This window comes from Oceanimonas marisflavi (assembly GCF_003049725.1).
Classification (GTDB): Bacteria; Pseudomonadota; Gammaproteobacteria; order Enterobacterales; family Aeromonadaceae; genus Oceanimonas; species Oceanimonas marisflavi.
Genome location: NZ_QAGM01000008.1, coordinates 14,112 through 29,502 on the forward strand (window position 1 = coordinate 14,112; position 15,391 = coordinate 29,502).

8 protein-coding genes are annotated in these 15,391 nt (G+C 59.5%); 6 read left to right on the plus strand and 2 right to left on the minus strand.

What is annotated here, in order from left to right:
• The first annotated feature begins 90 nt into the window (after positions 1-90).
• From DA373_RS06775 to DA373_RS06800, 6 genes are all read left to right on the plus strand, one after another.
• The gene (locus DA373_RS06775; protein ID WP_107851568.1) at positions 91-576 is read left to right on the plus strand and encodes a zinc ribbon-containing protein; all 486 of its coding nucleotides are present in this window, start codon (positions 91-93) and stop codon (positions 574-576) included.
• 376 nt (positions 577-952) lie between these two features.
• Positions 953-2,503 carry a TolC family protein gene (locus DA373_RS06780; RefSeq protein WP_107851569.1) on the plus strand — a complete coding sequence of 517 codons (1,551 nt, stop codon included), beginning with the start codon at positions 953-955 and terminating at the stop codon, positions 2,501-2,503.
• The gene (locus DA373_RS06785; protein ID WP_232821213.1) at positions 2,503-3,240 is read left to right on the plus strand and encodes an efflux RND transporter periplasmic adaptor subunit; all 738 of its coding nucleotides are present in this window, start codon (positions 2,503-2,505) and stop codon (positions 3,238-3,240) included. The genes DA373_RS06780 and DA373_RS06785 overlap by 1 nt, the downstream gene beginning before the upstream one ends.
• Before the next feature lie 60 nt (positions 3,241-3,300).
• Positions 3,301-9,504 (plus strand): DUF4347 domain-containing protein, encoded by a 6,204-nt coding sequence (locus tag DA373_RS06790; RefSeq protein WP_107851571.1) that lies wholly within the window; start codon positions 3,301-3,303, stop codon positions 9,502-9,504.
• 9 nt (positions 9,505-9,513) lie between these two features.
• Positions 9,514-10,857, plus strand: coding sequence for an efflux RND transporter periplasmic adaptor subunit (locus DA373_RS06795; RefSeq protein WP_232821214.1), 1,344 nt, complete (start codon positions 9,514-9,516; stop codon positions 10,855-10,857).
• Between the two features lie 4 nt (positions 10,858-10,861).
• Complete coding sequence (locus tag DA373_RS06800) at positions 10,862-12,979, plus strand: efflux RND transporter periplasmic adaptor subunit (protein WP_107851573.1); 2,118 nt, start codon at positions 10,862-10,864, stop codon at positions 12,977-12,979.
• A 12-nt stretch (positions 12,980-12,991) separates the two neighbouring features.
• Here DA373_RS06800 and lnt read toward each other — a convergent pair whose 3' ends face one another.
• Together lnt and corC are read right to left on the minus strand one after the other, a co-directional pair.
• Positions 12,992-14,509 carry an apolipoprotein N-acyltransferase gene (lnt, locus tag DA373_RS06805; protein ID WP_107851574.1) on the minus strand — a complete coding sequence of 506 codons (1,518 nt, stop codon included), beginning with the start codon at positions 14,507-14,509 and terminating at the stop codon, positions 12,992-12,994.
• Positions 14,510-15,391, minus strand: a complete 882-nt coding sequence (gene corC / locus DA373_RS06810; RefSeq protein WP_107851575.1) for a CNNM family magnesium/cobalt transport protein CorC — start codon at positions 15,389-15,391, stop codon at positions 14,510-14,512. It lies immediately after the preceding gene.

The following is a 15,391-nucleotide window of genomic DNA, read 5'->3' on the forward strand; positions in this document are numbered from 1 at the left end:
GGTAACACCAGCGATAAATCGGCATAGAATACCTTAGGGGGTAGCCGGCAACAATAGCTCACCCCCGGCCCTGCCAGAGAGGATAAAGCCATGAGCGAGCAAGACGACAAGCACAAAAAAGGTTACGACGCCTTTGTGGAAGAACTGCAGCGCCAGTGGGAAATGGCGGAGAACACCACCATCAAGGAAGCGGTGGAAAAGACCCAGGCCTATATGGAAGCGGCCGGGGATCTGACCAGAGATGAGCTGGCGCTGATTGCCGAGTATGTGAAGCGGGATCTGGCCGCCTTTGGCGATGAAAAGGGCGGCTTTCGTGACAGCCTGTTTTACCGGCGCATTCGTGAAACCGTGTGGGGCTGGCTGGCCGGCGTCACCGACAAGAGCCAGCTGGAATGGCAGGAGCTGGCTGAAGATTTATCCCACCACGGCGAATATCAGGCCGGCGAGGTGGTGGGCCCGGGTCTGTACGACTGCACCCTGTGCGCCCACCGGCATGAGGTAACACACCCCGAGGTGCTCACCACCTGCCTGGAATGCAATCACCATACCTTTATTCGTCATCCGCTGAAGCCCTGAAACAGGTGTTCTGTTTCACTTGTAACATTTAGTTTTGCGAAAATGGCAAATTGGGAGGTTTTGCTCCTTTTTTGCAGCTAATTTTCGTTTGAATGCCCTATTTTTCGCTGCTAGTATCGCGTCACAATCTGACACGCATTGATTTGTAGCGATTCATGGATGATAGTCCGGGGGCATCCCCCTGCATTTACAGTTACCCGCTTTCCGGGGTAGGCGCCGGCAGCAGCCCGGCCTTTTCTGCCCCCTACCTGCTTCATCCTCCTGATTTTTCGGGTGCATTCGCCTGATTTTTCTCACACTGGTGTTTGCTCCTTGATCCTCGTGTTTTATTGACACCGGGCAGCACTGGTTTATCTAAAATTCAAGAGACAGATACATGTTCAAGAAGACCTTGCTTGCCTCATCCCTGGTGCTGGCCATCAGCGGCTGTACCGTTACGCCGGACGTGATTTCTCCCGACAATGTCAGTGCCACCGTAAAGGCAGACATGACATTGCTCGCACAGGACCAGGTTCAGGGCAGCATTGGCCTGGAAGAAGCCATTGCCCGCGCGGTACGCAATAACAGAGACAAAAAACTGAAGGCGCTGGAATCTGCCATGGAGCAGGGGCAACTGGGGCTGGTCCGCCATGAAATGTTGCCCAGTCTTACCGCCTCGGCCGGCTACTCTGCCCGCAGTAATTTTGCCGCCTCGGCCAGTGTGGCGTTTCAGGATGGACGGCCGGAACCGCTGGGCTCCAACCCTTCCTATTCCATCTCCCAGGACAAGCAGCGTTCCACCTATGATCTGGCCCTGAGCTGGAATGTGCTTGACTTCGGCCTCTCTTACGTACGTGCCAAACAGCATGCTGATCGTTATCTGATTGCCCGGGAGCGGGAGCGCAAGGTGACCCATAACATCACTCAGGATGTACGTGGAGCCTACTGGCGGGCGGTGTCGGCCGAGCGGTTGCTGCAGAAAATCGATCCGCTGATCGGCCAGGCGTCGGCCGCGCTTAACGATTCTCGCCGGGTAGAGCTGCTGCAGCTGCGTTCACCGATGGAAGCCCTCTACTATCAGCGTGAACTGCTGGATGTGCTGCGTTCCCTGCAGGCGCTGAAACAGGAACTGGCCAATGCCAAAACCGAGCTGGCGGCGCTGATGGGGCTGAAACCGGGTACGGTGTTTGAACTGACCGATGTGGATGCGCCGGATTTTGCAATACCTGAGCTGGCGATGAAGCTGGAGACCATGGAAGAGCTGGCGCTGAAACAACGCCCCGAGCTGGTGGAAACCTATTATCAGCAGCGTATTTCCGCCGCCGATACCCGCGCCGCCATGCTCAAGATGCTGCCGGGGATCAGCCTGAATGCCGGTGTTTATCACGACAACAGCGATTACCTGCTGAACCAGGACTGGACCAGCCTGGGAGCCCAGGTCAGCTGGAATCTGTTTGACGTGTTCAAGGTCGGGGCCGAGCGGGATCTTGCCAAAACCCGTGAAGCCATTGCCGAAGAGCAGCGGCTGGCCTCGTCCATGGCGGTGCTGACCCAGGTGCATCTGGCCAATATTCGCTACCACGAATCACTCAAGTCTTTTGAGCTGGCAGATCGCTATCTGCAGGTGGCGCATCGCATCAGCGAGCAGACCGCCAACGCCGCGCGCATGAAGCGTACCTCCGAGCTGGAGCTGATCCGGGAGTCACTCAACACCCTGCTGGCCGAGCTGCGTCGCGATGTGGCCTATGCGGATCTGCAAAACAGCTATGGCCGCATTTTTGTGAGCATGGGCATGGATCTGTTGCCGGAAGGCTATACCCAAAACAGTGTAGAGCAGCTCTCCGACACCATTGCCGATCGTTTTGACCGCTGGCAAAAGGGAGAACTGGTGGCCGAGCCGGCATTGAAAGAGGCCAGCCAGAGTGCTGCCGCCGGTGACGTTATCTGATGAAGGGAATTGGTTACCAGGGGCTGCTGCTGGCGGCCCTGCTTCAGCCCGGCTTGTCCGTAAGTGCCGAGGAATACAAGGCGCGCGCCGTGATCAAGGCGCTGGACCGGGCGGTATTGTCCGGCGAACTGGCCGCCCGGATCACCAGTTTGCCCAAACGTCCGGGAGAAAGCTTTCGTCAGGGCGAACTGCTGGTGGGGCTGGATTGCGCCCTCTATGAAGCCCAGACCAGCAAGGTGGAAGCCGAAAACCAGGCCGCCAAAGTCAAGCTGGACAATGCCCGGCAGCTGAACGAATTGCGCTCCATTGGCAGCCTGGATGTGGCCCTGGCTCAGTCGGAGTATGCCCAGACCCGGGCCGAGCTGCGTATTGCCCGGCTCAACACCCAGCGTTGCCAAATTACGGCGCCCTATGACGGCAAGGTGGTCACGGTGCTGGCCAACCGGCATGAAAACATTCGCCAGCAACAGGAGCTGATCGAAATCGTTGCCGACCAGCGGCTGGAAGCAGAGGTGGTGGTACCCGCCACCTGGCTGAACAGGCTTGAGCCCGGATTGCCGCTGACGCTGCAGATGGATGAAACCGGTGCCCGGGTGGAGGCGACCATCGCCGCCATCAGCCCGGCGATAGATCCGGTCAGTCAGACCCTGCTGCTGCGCGCCGGACTGGCGCCGTCGGCCGGGCTGATTCCGGGCATGAGCGCCACCGCCTATTTCACGATGAATAGCACTCAGTAACTCATTATTTTTGTACCGGGTGTCGTGCATGGCGCCCTGTGCTGACCAGGGACAGATGCCATGAACAAGCAAGATACCCCCAAAACCTTTCCCAAATTTCGTCGCAAGCCGCTGATCACTGCCCTTGAATCGCGCATTCTGCTCGATGGTGCAGCGGTGGCTACCGCCGTGGAGATGACCACGGATGTGGATCATCAGGACACGGCCACTCACGCCAATGCGCCCGAGCAGACGGTGCATTTTACCGCCCTGGCACCAACTCAGGTGCGTGAAGCCGACCCGGCCAAGAATAACGGCCGCAAGGAAGTCGCCTTTGTGGATACCGGGGTGGAAGACTATCAGACCCTGGTGGACGGCATTGGCGCCGGCATAGAGGTGCGGCTGATCGATGGTGGCCAGGATGGGCTGGCCCAGCTGGCGGTGTGGGCGCAGCAAAATGAGGGCTACGATGCCATTCATATTTTGAGCCATGGCGACGAGGGGCAGATCCGACTGGGTGGGTTGACTCTGGATACCGCGACGGTGAAGGCGCGTAGTGCAGACTTGGCTGAGCTGGGTGCGACCCTGAGTGAAGATGGCGACATCCTGCTCTACGGTTGCCGTGTCGCCGCCAACGGCGCCGGCGTGGAATTTATCCAGGCCTTGAGTGCCAGCAGTGCCGCCGATATCGCGGCTTCCAGCGATCTCACCGGGGATGGCAAGCAGGGGGGGAACTGGACGCTGGAGCAGCAAACCGGCCCGATCGAAGCCGTCCTCCCGTTCAGTGCCGACGCCCTGGATGCCTATACTGGTCTGCTGTTGCCCATCCTCGGGAGCGATGGAAGGTATGAAATCAGCACGGAGAACGGCTGGTCCACAGCTGATGGCACGTCACATAGCAGCAATGACTTCGATCTAACCAGCAGCGATCCAATAGCGGTCGCGACTAATGGCGAAGGATTTTGGTTCACCAGTCATGAGATTAGCGGCTCGAAAACCATGACTCTCTCCGCCAAGCCGGGCGCCATGACGGAATTCGACCTCACCGGTCTGAATATATATAAATGGGGCGGTAGTAGTGCAACAGCCAATGGACAGTATGCGATCCAGATTACCGGCTACAAGACGGAAGGGGGGACCGTTTCTACGTCGGGCGCTACCTCAAATGGTCATTATGGTTGGGAAGCTGGTCGTGAGCCTTCGTTTGCCAGTTTTACCGACATCACAAAAATCGACATCACCGTCACAGCGCTGGATAGCCCGTTTTATTCCCTGGGGTTTGAATATCTCAATCTCGCGAGTCCAGAAAGCGGTGCCCCGGAAATTACCGTTACCGGTAATGGCACCGATATTGCCGATGGCGACACGACGCCGAGCAATACGGACCATACCGATTTCGGCAGCACTGAGGTAAGCAGTGGTTCTGTCAGCCGTACTTTTACCATCAACAATACGGGCACGGCTGAGCTGGCACTCGGGTCAGTCGTCATCAGTGGTGCCAATGCCGCTGACTTTTCCGTTACGAGCCAGCCGACCACGAGTATTGCTGCAGGCGGCAGTACCACCTTCACCGTGTCGTTTGATCCGGCTGCGGCTGGAATACGCACGGCGGCCCTTTCCGTGTCCACCAACGACAGTGACGAGAATCCGTTCAACTTCTCGATTTCGGGGACTGGAACATCCAATTCGGCGCCTGTCTTCTCGGGTCTCGACGGTGCTGCCACCTTTACCGAGGGCGGCAGTGCTGTTGTGATCGACGGCGATGTGACCGTAGCCGATACTGAACTCGATAACGCCAATAGCTACGCTGGCGCCTCGGTTACCCTCGCTCGCCAAGGCGGTGCCAATGGTGAGGACGGGTTCGGCAACAGCGGGTTGCTCGGGACCCTGATCGAGGGCCAGGTGTTCACCTATAAGGGTACCGAAGCCGGTACGGTGACCACTCATTCCAACGGAACGTTGAAACTCACCTTCAACGCCAGTGCCACCTCAGCGATCGTGGACTCGGTATTGCAGTCCATCACCTATGCCAACAGTTCCAATGATCCGTCTTCCAGTGTCACTTTGGACTGGACCTTCAACGATGGCACCAACAACAGCACCGGCACCAACCAGGCGACGGTGAATATCACCGCCATTAACGATGAGCCGGCCCTGACCGCCAACGCCAGCAACCCGACCTTCACCGAGGACGGCAGTGCAGCCAGCCTGTTCAGTGGTACCAGCATCGACACTGTTGAGACCGATCAGAACATTACCGGGCTGAGCTTCACCGTCAGCAACGTCGCTGATGGCAGCCATGAGGTGATTAACTTCGACGGTACTGTCATTACGCTAACCCACGGCACCAGCGGCAGCACCAACAGCCTGAGCTACAGTGTGAGCGTATCGAGCGGCACAGCGACCGTGAATCTGACCGGGGGCAATCTTTCTGCCGACGCGACTGAAGCGCTCATTGATAGCATGAGCTACCAGAACAACAGCAATACACCGAACACCAGCAACCGGGTGGTGACCCTGACCAGCATTCAGGACAGCGGCGGCACCGCCAATGGCGGTGACAATACCGGCTCGCTGGCGCTGTCCTCTACTGTGACGGTGGTAGACCTGCCCATGGTCAGAGACGGACTGAATGATCTGACCTACACCGAAGGTGACGGTGAGGTTGCCATTGAAGGAAGTGTGTCCATCGACGGCAATGCCAACTATAGCGGTGGCTATATTGAGTTTGCCATTGACGAGGCCACTTCCCTTGAGAGCCTGGGGATCAGTACCGACGAGGTGGCATCAACAGCCGATGGCGCTGTCTCCATTGTCGGCTCCAGCGTGTATCTGGGCGATGGTACTCAGGCCACCGTTATTGGCAGTATTGATGCCACCCATAACGGAGAAAATGGCAAGTCGCTTCGTATTAATTTTTCCAATGCCTTTCAGAACGGTGATTTTCAACAGGGTATTGACGGTGCGGACTCCTTTGTGGGCTGGACAACCGGGCTTGAGCGGGTTCGGCTGGACGGAACGGACCAGATTGCCGGTCAGGCGACACCGGTGGATACCACCTATCCCGCCAACAATGGCTCTATCGGAGATAACACCTCGGGAGGCAACTTCAGGCAGTCGGTAACCCTGACCGATGACTATCACTCTGGTGGCGATGATTTGGCTGCCGTGCTGGATACGGGCGGTGCCAGTATTAATGAAAGTTACGGAGTGATACGGGGTCCTTACCTGTACAGTAACGGGTCTGTGTCGTTACAGGCTGGCGATTCGGTTTCCTTCGACTGGAAAGCCTTGGACGGCGGCGATGCCTACGATGCCTATGGCTACCTGCTGGATGTTGATACCGGTAATACCATTACCCTACTTGACCAGACGGGTACCAAAGCCAATCAGGAAACCGCCTGGTCTACCGAAACGGTAACCATACAGGCGGGGCAGGAAGGTACCTACCGCTTTGTCTTTGTGGCAGGGTCTTACGACTTGTCGGGGGGGCGTTACCTGGGGGGGAAGCTGGTGATCGACAATGTAGACGTGACCCAGGCCAACCCCATGGAGCTTGGTGGTGATGCGCTCAGCAAAATCAGTCAGCGCATTACCTATACCAATACGGCGCAGGATCAGGTCAGTGCAAGCCGCACCCTGACCGTCTCTGTTCAGGATGCGAACAATGAGTCGGGTGAGATCAGCAGCAGCATTTATCTGCTCGGCAAGAATACGTCGCCGGAGTTCAGCGGTAATGGCACGCTGACCTCAATCAACGAAGACACCAGCAGTCCTGCCGGCGCGTCGGTCAGTGATTTGTTCGGGACATTGTTTGATGATGCCGATTCCACCTACGAACCCAGGGACACCCTGGCGGGTATTGTAATCACCGCTGATCACAGTGAAGCTGCCGAAGGACAGTGGCAATATTCCACCGATGGTGGCACCAACTGGGAAGCCGTGGGAGAGGTATCGACCGAGGCGGGGCTGTTGCTGTCGGCAGAGACCCAACTGCGTTTTGTACCTGGTGCCAATTACCACGGCACACCGGGCGCGCTCAGTGTGCATGCCGTGGACAGCTCGGACGGCAACCTTGAGTTTTCAACTACCGTCAGCCGCCAGACCTTTAATACTCAGGCCGATGGAGGTAACTCGGCCGTATCGGTGAGCAGCGTTCAGCTGAATACTGTTGTCATATCGGTCAATGATGCTCCGGTGGCGGTAAATGACACCGCCACCGCGGTGGAAGCAGGCGGAGTGAGTAATGGCACCGCCGGCAACAATGCCAGCGGCAATGTGCTGAGCAACGATACCGACGTGGACAGTGGTGACAGCAAAACCGTTACCGGTGTGGTTTTTGGTGAAACGGCAGGTATGGTTGGCCAGGAACTGGCTGGTGCCTACGGCAAACTGATCCTGAAGTACGACGGCGCCTATACCTATGTTATTGACGAAAGCAACGCTGCAGTACAGGCGCTGCGCACCAGCGGTCAGACCCTGAGCGAGACGTTCAGCTATACCGTTACCGACACCGGCGGCCTGAGCGATACCGCGACCCTGACCATCACCCTGACAGGTGAAAACGATAATCCGGTGGCCAATAACGACACCGCCATCGCGGTGGAAGCGGGCGGAGAGGCCAATGGCACCGCCGGCAGCAACGCCAGTGGCAATGTGCTGGATAACGACACCGACGTGGACAGTGGTGATAGCAAAACCGTTACTGGCAAGGCCCTGACCGGCCAGTATGGCAGCCTGACCCTGAACACCGATGGCAGCTACAGCTATGTGATTGACGAAAGCAATGCGGCGGTCCAGGCGCTGCGTACTAGCGGCCAGACTCTGAGCGAGACCTTCAGCTATACGGTCACCGATGCCGGCGGCCTGACTGATACCGCCACCCTGACCATCACCCTTAAAGGTGAAAACGATAACCCGGTGGCCAATAACGACACCGCCATCGCGGTGGAAGCAGGTGGTGTGGCCAATGGCACCGCCGGCAGCAGCGCCAGTGGCAATGTGCTGGATAACGACACCGACGTGGACAGTGGTGATAGCAAAACCGTTACCGGCAAGGCCCTGACCGGCCAGTACGGCAGCCTGACGCTTAATAGCAATGGTACGTACAGCTATGTGATTGACGAAAGCAACGCTGCAGTACAGGCACTGCGCACCAGCGGTCAGACCCTGAGCGAGACGTTCAGCTATACCGTTACCGACACCGGCGGCCTGAGCGATACTGCCACCCTGACCATCACCATTCAGGGCAGCAACGATAACCCAGTGGCTTTGGCTGCGGATATTGATGAGCAGTGGAATTTTGGCAAGGAATATCGCCGTGATATTTCTGTGCTCTTTACCGATATGGACAGTCAGGCTTATGGCGAGGACCATGATTTTGTTATCAAGGGACTGCCCAAGGGCCTGAGTTACAATCCGGAAACCGGGGTGATCTCCGGCAAACCGGTCGAAGCCGGCAAATTTATTGTCACCCTGACGGCAACGGATAAAGCCGGTGCCAGCATCTCTCGTGACTATTTGCTGGAGATACTGGCGCCGCCCAAAGCGGAAGCGGCTGCCAGGCCAGCAAGCCAGATCGATGTTCCTTCCTTCAAGGTGGATAACACACAGGTTGTTGTTGAACTGTCGTCTCTGCCACCGGGTCTGGTTAACCAGGATACGGGCCAGGATCCCGGTGACGCTTCCGGCTTTGTGGCACCCAGGGCTGCGCGCGAAACCGTATTGTTGTCCGAGCCCGGAGCCTTGCTGGTACAAACCACCGGCACCGATGGCCGTGTCACCACCCGAGCCTCGGTCGATGTCAATGTGAACGACAATGGTGAAGTGATCTTTACCGAGGTGCAGCAGCAGGCCCTGGATACGGTGTCATTACGGGTATCCCGCATTGTTGCCATCAGCGGTAACGGCATTGCAATCGATATTGTTGATGGCAAATCCGGAGAAGGGCAGCGTTACAGCGGTGCCCTGGCCGACGGTACCGAACTGCCGGGCTGGATCAGCGTGGATCCGCAGACCGGTCAGGTCAGTCTGCGTTCTTCCGGTGAGACCGGGGAGCTGACGCTGCGTATACAGGCAACAGGCGGCGATGGCCAGGTACGTATTCTGGAGATCACGCTGGATCTTGAAAAGCTGCAGCCTGCTCAGGGAGCTGGAAGACCGGAAGGGAATACTACCAGCTTGCCGGATACCGGCTTTGTGCCATTGTCCGAGCAGCTGGCTACCGAAGTGGAAGCGATGGAAGGTTATGGCGACCGGTTGCTGAACATGCTGACGACAGCGTAAGGAGTGAATGTGAATCAACATGTTGCAGCCCTGCTGGGGCTGGAACAACAATTGCGCAAGGCGGGCAGCCTTGCGCAGCTGTTTTATACCATTGTTAATCAAACCCATCAGTGTGTTGCCTACACCCAGAGCGTCTTGGTGCTGGGGGAGGAAAATGGCCGTCAGCGGGTGGTGGCGGTATCGGATATTCCGGCGGTGGACTATACCTCGCCCTTTGTGGCCTGGGCCGAGCGCCTGAGCCGTCATCTGTCCGCGCAAAAGGGCAGTGGCCAGCCATCGGTACTCACTCCGGGGGAAGTGCCGGAGACATTGCGGCATGACTGGCAGGACATGGCCCCCGGGCAGTTGTTGCGGGTGCCGCTTTATGCGGCGGCGCAAGACGGGCGTATGCTCGGTGTGCTGCTGTTGTTTCGTGCCGAACCCTGGCCTGAACAGGAGCGGGGCGTTATGGAACATCTGGCCGGCACCATGGGTCATGCACTGTTTGCCTTGCAGCGCCGGTCGCCATTCAACACTCTGCTACAACGCCTGCGTCAGCGCAGGGCCTGGTGGCTGCTGGGTCTGCTGCTGCTGGCAGTGATGTGGCTGCCGGTACGGCTCAGTGCCCTGGCCCCGGTTGAGGTGACGGCACGGGAACCTCTGGTGATCAGTGCGCCGCTCAACGGGGCTGTCAAACAGCTTGAGGTGGATCCCAACCAGCAGGTACAAACCGGTGACCCACTGCTCAGCTTTGAGGACACCGAGCTGGCCAACGAACACGAAATCGCCCAGCAGGCACTGCTGCTGGCCCGGGCCGAGCTGAAAACCGCCCAGCAAAGCGGTTTTATGGATCCCACGCAAAAAGCGAGGCTGGCGGAGCTGGAGTCCCGGGTCAGGTTGCGCCAGGCCGAGCGAGACTATGCCCGCTCCCGGCTGGACAAGGCCACGGTAACGGCGCCGGGGGCTGGCATTGCGGTATTGGGGGATCCCAATGAGTGGAAGGGGCGACCGGTCAATATTGGTGAGCGCATCATGCTGCTGGCCGATCCGGATGCCGTTGAGTTTGAAGTCATGCTGGGCGTAAAGGACTCCATCGCCCTGACGCCGGGCGCCGAGGTCAGGGTGTTTCTCGACAGTGCCCCCCTGTCTTCCCTGTCTGCCTCGCTCCATCTTGCCGATTATGAGCCTCAGCGCACACCGGATAACCAGATGGCCTACCGGCTGGTGGCCCGGCTGGTTGACGGCCAGGGGCTGTCCAAGCTGCCCCGTATCGGTACCCGGGGCACGGCAAAAGTGTATGGCGAACGGGTAAGTCTGTTCTTCTATCTGTTCCGCCGGCCAATCACCGGTTTCCGCCAGTGGCTGGGCTGGTGAAGCCATGACGGAGGCAACTCTGTTACCGGCCCTGCGCCAGAATCTGCGTCTGCTGCCGGGGTCGCCCGATGAAAATGGCGCACCACGCTGGCTGTTGTTTGATGCCCTGCGCAACCGTTACTTTGCCCTGTCGGCCGAGGCCCTGTATCTGGTCAGGCACTGGCAGGCCGGCTTGAGTGCGGAGGATTTTCTGCTGCGCCTGAAAGCCCAGGGACAGGACTATGAGCCGAAAGAGCTGGCGGCCTTTATCGACTTTATGGTGGCCAACCACCTGGTGGAGTCCCGCAGTGTCGAGGCGTCCGGGCGGCTTTATCAGCAATATACCGCTCAGTTGCTCGGGTTCTGGCGCTGGCTTATCCATCATTACCTGTTTGTCCGGCTGCCATTATTGCGGCCGGATCCCTGGCTGAATCGCTGGACGCCCCGGCTGGGCTGGTTGTTTGCCCCCGCCACCCATTACCTGTTGCTGTTGCTGGGAATGCTCGGAGTGGTGCTGGTGGTGCGCCAGTGGGACAGCTTCTGGTCCACTTTTCTGCATTTCTTCACCCTTGAAGGGCTCGTTCTGTACGGCCTGACTCTGGCGGTGGTCAAGAGTGCCCATGAGCTGGGACACGCCTTTGCCGCCAAGCGTCAGGGGTGCCGGGTGGCCTCCATGGGGGTGGCGTTGCTGGTGATGTTTCCCGTGCTGTATACGGACACCACCGACGCCTGGCGGCTGAGATCCCGGTCGGCGCGGCTGCGGATTGTGACCGCCGGGGTACGTACCGAGCTTTACCTTGCCCTGCTGGCGACCTTTCTGTGGAGCCTGCTGCCCGATGGGCCCCTACGCAGTGCCGCCTTTTTTGTGGCCACCACCAGCTGGGTGACCTCGGTACTGGTGAACATCAGCCCGTTTCTGCGTTTCGATGGCTACTATGCCTTTTCCGACTGGCTGGGAATGGAAAACCTGCAGCAGCGGGCCTTTGCCTTTGGTCGCTGGCGGCTGCGTCGGTTGCTGCTGGGGCTGGATGATCCGCTGCCCGAGCCTCAGCCTCGGGGCCGGGCGCGGTTTATGGTGGCCTATGCCTGGGCGACCTGGGTGTATCGGTTCTTTTTGTTTCTGGGCATTGCCCTGCTGGTTTATCACCTGTTTTTCAAGGTGCTGGGGCTGGTGTTGTTTGCGGTGGAAATACTCTGGTTTATTGTGCTGCCAGTCTGGAGGGAAGTCGGCATGTGGTGGAAAAGGCGGGCTGATTGTGCGCTGAATGGCGGCCGTTTGTTGTGCTGGGGGCTGGCGGGGGGATTCTTGCTGCTGAGCCTGGTGCCGATGCGGGTCACCGTGTCTGTGCCCGCCATTCTGCAGGCGCAAAGCGAGCAGACCCTGTTTGCGCCTGAGCCGGCGGTGATTGCCGAGGTGCTGGTGCAGCCAGGGGAAAGCGTGACGGCCGGACAACCGCTATTGCGGCTGGACTCCGAACAGCTGAATTTTGAGCTGCAGCAGGCAGAGGAAGAGCTGCGTCTGGTGCAGTTGTTGCTGGATCGCAGTGGCAGCTCGGCCCGGGAAAAGGCGGCGCTTGCCATTATTGAGCAGCAGCAGCGGCGTTTGCAGGAGCAACGGGCCGGACTGCAGGCCCGTGCAGCCCGGCTGACCATTCATGCGCCTTTTGCCGGGCGGGTAACCCGGCTTCCGCGCTGGCATGCGGGTGTCTGGGTGGGAGACGATATGCCGCTGTTGTCGCTGGCGGATCCGGAAAACCTTAAGCTGGAAGGCTATGTCGGTGAGCAATATCTGCATCTTATCGGGGCGGGCAGTCAGGGGAGCTTTATTGCCGATCGCCCCGGCATGGCGGCCTTGCCGGTCAGGGTTCGTGAGGTGGACATCAGTGCCGTTCCGGTGCTGCCTTACGCCGAGCTGGGCTCGGAATACGGCGGCCCCATTGCCGTTCGCGCCACCACAGAAGAGCGACTGGTACCGGAGGAAGGGCTCTACCGGGTATCTCTCAGTCTGGAAGAAGGGGCCGGGGAGCCCGGGGCGAATGCCCGTTTACCCGGAGTGGCAAGTGTGGAGGGAGAATCGCGCAGCTGGCTGTGGCACCAACTGCGCAGGGTACTGGCGGTGCTGATCCGAGAAAGCGGCTTCTGAGCCGCCTCTGCCTTATTTAAACAACTGCCGCCTGGCCATTAACGGCCGCACCGCCGGCTGGCGGCAGCGGCTCGCAATCAGCAGGCTCAGTCCCAGTAGCGCCAGCAGCGGCAGATTGCCAAAGCGGGCGTAGGGGGTGAGCCCGGTCATGCCGGTAACCTCGGCGGTGAGCACGCCTTTCTCGAACTGGGGCAGGCTGGCGGTCATGCGGCCTTTTTCATCGGTCACCAGGGTCACGCCGTTATTGGTGGCGCGGATCATCGGCCGGCCCAGCTCCAGGGCGCGCATGCGGGCGATTTGCTGGTGCTGCCAGGGGCCGATGGAGCGGCCAAACCAGGTATCGTTCGAGACCGTCAGCAGGTAATCGGTGCCCGGTTTCATGTTGGCGCGCACCAGCCCCGGAAAGGCCACTTCATAGCAGATGGCCACACTCAGATCCCGGCCGGCGGCATGAATATCCGCCTGGCCGGCGTCACCCCGGGCAAAGGACGACATGGGCAGGTTAAAGAAGGGCGCCAGCGGCCGCAGCCAGTCGCCAAAGGGCACGAACTCGCCGATGGGCACCAGTTGCTGCTTGTAATAGCGGTTGCCCTGACCGGGCTGATAGGTGCCGCTGCCCAGACCGATCACGGCGTTATACACCTCGCCCTGGGCGGGGCGGGACACCAGGCCAGTGATCAGCGACTGATTGCGTTCCGCCATCAGTTTGTCGACCTGCTCCAGCCAGGGGGCCAGTTGCTGCTCCGAGGCCGGCAGCGCCGATTCGGGCCAGATCACCAGATCGGCCTGCTGTGCCGGCCGGGTCAGCTCCAGGTAGCGTTTGAGACTGTGCTCCAGCTGACCGGGAATCCACTTCAGCGACTGTTCGATATTGCCCTGCACCAGGGCCACCCGCAGGGTTTCGGTTGGCGATACCCATTGCAGTTGCTGGCTGGCTACGCCCAGGGCCCAGAGCACGCCGGCAAAGGCGGCGGCGCGCCAGCGCAGTCCGGTTGTCAGTCGCCACAGGGCAGCGGCAGACAAGGTCAGTAACCAGCTGATGCCCTGCACGCCAAAGATGGGCGCCAGCCCCGCCAGCGGACCATCCAGCTGGCTGTAGCCGAACCACAGCCAGGGAAAGCCGGTGAGCACCCAGCCCCGCAGCCAGTCGGCGCCGATCAGCAGCACCGGCAGCACCCACAGCAGCCGTGCCTGAGGCGAGGCCACAAAACGGTGGGCCAGCCACAGGGCGAGGGAGGTATAGAGGCTGAGGTAGGCGGCGAGCAGGGCCACCAGCACAAAGGCCACCGGCAGCGGCAGGCCGCCGAACAGGGTCATGCTGTTGTGGATCCACCACAGGCCGGGCAGATAAAGGCCCAGGCTCCAGGCAAAGCCACGGACGGCGGCGGGGCCGGGGGCACAGTGATGGGTGACGGCGAACAGACCAGCCAGCGACACCAGCGCCAGCGGCCAGAGATCAAACGGACTGAAGGCCAGAACGCCAAGGGCCCCGCACAGCAGGGCCCCGAACAATGGCAGCAATTTACGCACTTATACCGGCTCCGACGAGGAGGTTTCCTGATTGTCGGGTATCTTAACCTGTAACTGCAGCAGCCGTCGACGGTCGGCGTGGGCCACCTTGAACACAAAGCCACCCAGCTCCACCTGTTCGCCCTTGCCGGGCAGGTGGCCAAAGGCGTGCATCACCATGCCGCCCACGGTGTCGGCCTCTTCGTCGCTGAACTCGGTGTGAAAGAAGTCGTTGAAATCCTCGATGTCGGTGAGCGCGGCCACCGAATACACCCGCTTGCTGATCTGACGGATTTCGGCGCTTTCCTCGGCGTCGTACTCGTCTTCGATATCACCCACAATGAGCTCGAGAATGTCTTCGATGGTGACCAGGCCCGACACGCCGCCGAACTCGTCCACCACAATGGCCATGTGATAGCGCTCTTCCCGGAATTCCTTGAGCAGCTTGTCGAGGCGCTTGCTTTCGGGCACTACCACCGCCGGGCGCAGCACCTTGTCGATGGAGAAGTCTTCTTCGGTGAGGCCAAAGCCGTAGGGCAGCAGATCCTTGGCCAGCAGTATGCCTTCGATATGATCCTTGTCTTCGTTGACCACCGGAAAGCGGGAGTGGGTTGACTCGATGATCATGGGCAGAAAGCTGGAGACCGGCTGGGACTTTTCCACCGTCACCATCTGGGAGCGGGGGATCATGATATCGCGCACCCGCAGTTCGCTCACTTCCAGCACGCCTTCAATCATGTCCTTGGTGTCCTGATCGATAAGATCCCGTTCACCCGCGTCCATGATCACTTCTACCAGCTCTTCCCGGTTCTTCGGTTCGCCCTGAAACATCTGACCGAGTCGCTCAAGCCAGTTTTTCTTTGCGGACGAACCGTTGTCTGAGTGTGAATTGTCGTCGTTCAC

Bases quoted from the DNA above. Each gene is read 5' to 3' on its own strand.
- DA373_RS06775 (WP_107851568.1), top strand. From the start codon at position 91: ATGAGCGAGCAAGACGACAAGCACAAAAAAGGTTACGACGCCTTTGTG.
- DA373_RS06780 (WP_107851569.1), top strand. From the start codon at position 953: ATGTTCAAGAAGACCTTGCTTGCCTCATCCCTGGTGCTGGCCATCAGC.
- DA373_RS06790 (WP_107851571.1), top strand. From the start codon at position 3,301: ATGAACAAGCAAGATACCCCCAAAACCTTTCCCAAATTTCGTCGCAAG.
- DA373_RS06800 (WP_107851573.1), top strand. From the start codon at position 10,862: ATGACGGAGGCAACTCTGTTACCGGCCCTGCGCCAGAATCTGCGTCTG.
- DA373_RS06785 (WP_232821213.1), top strand. From the start codon at position 2,503: ATGAAGGGAATTGGTTACCAGGGGCTGCTGCTGGCGGCCCTGCTTCAG.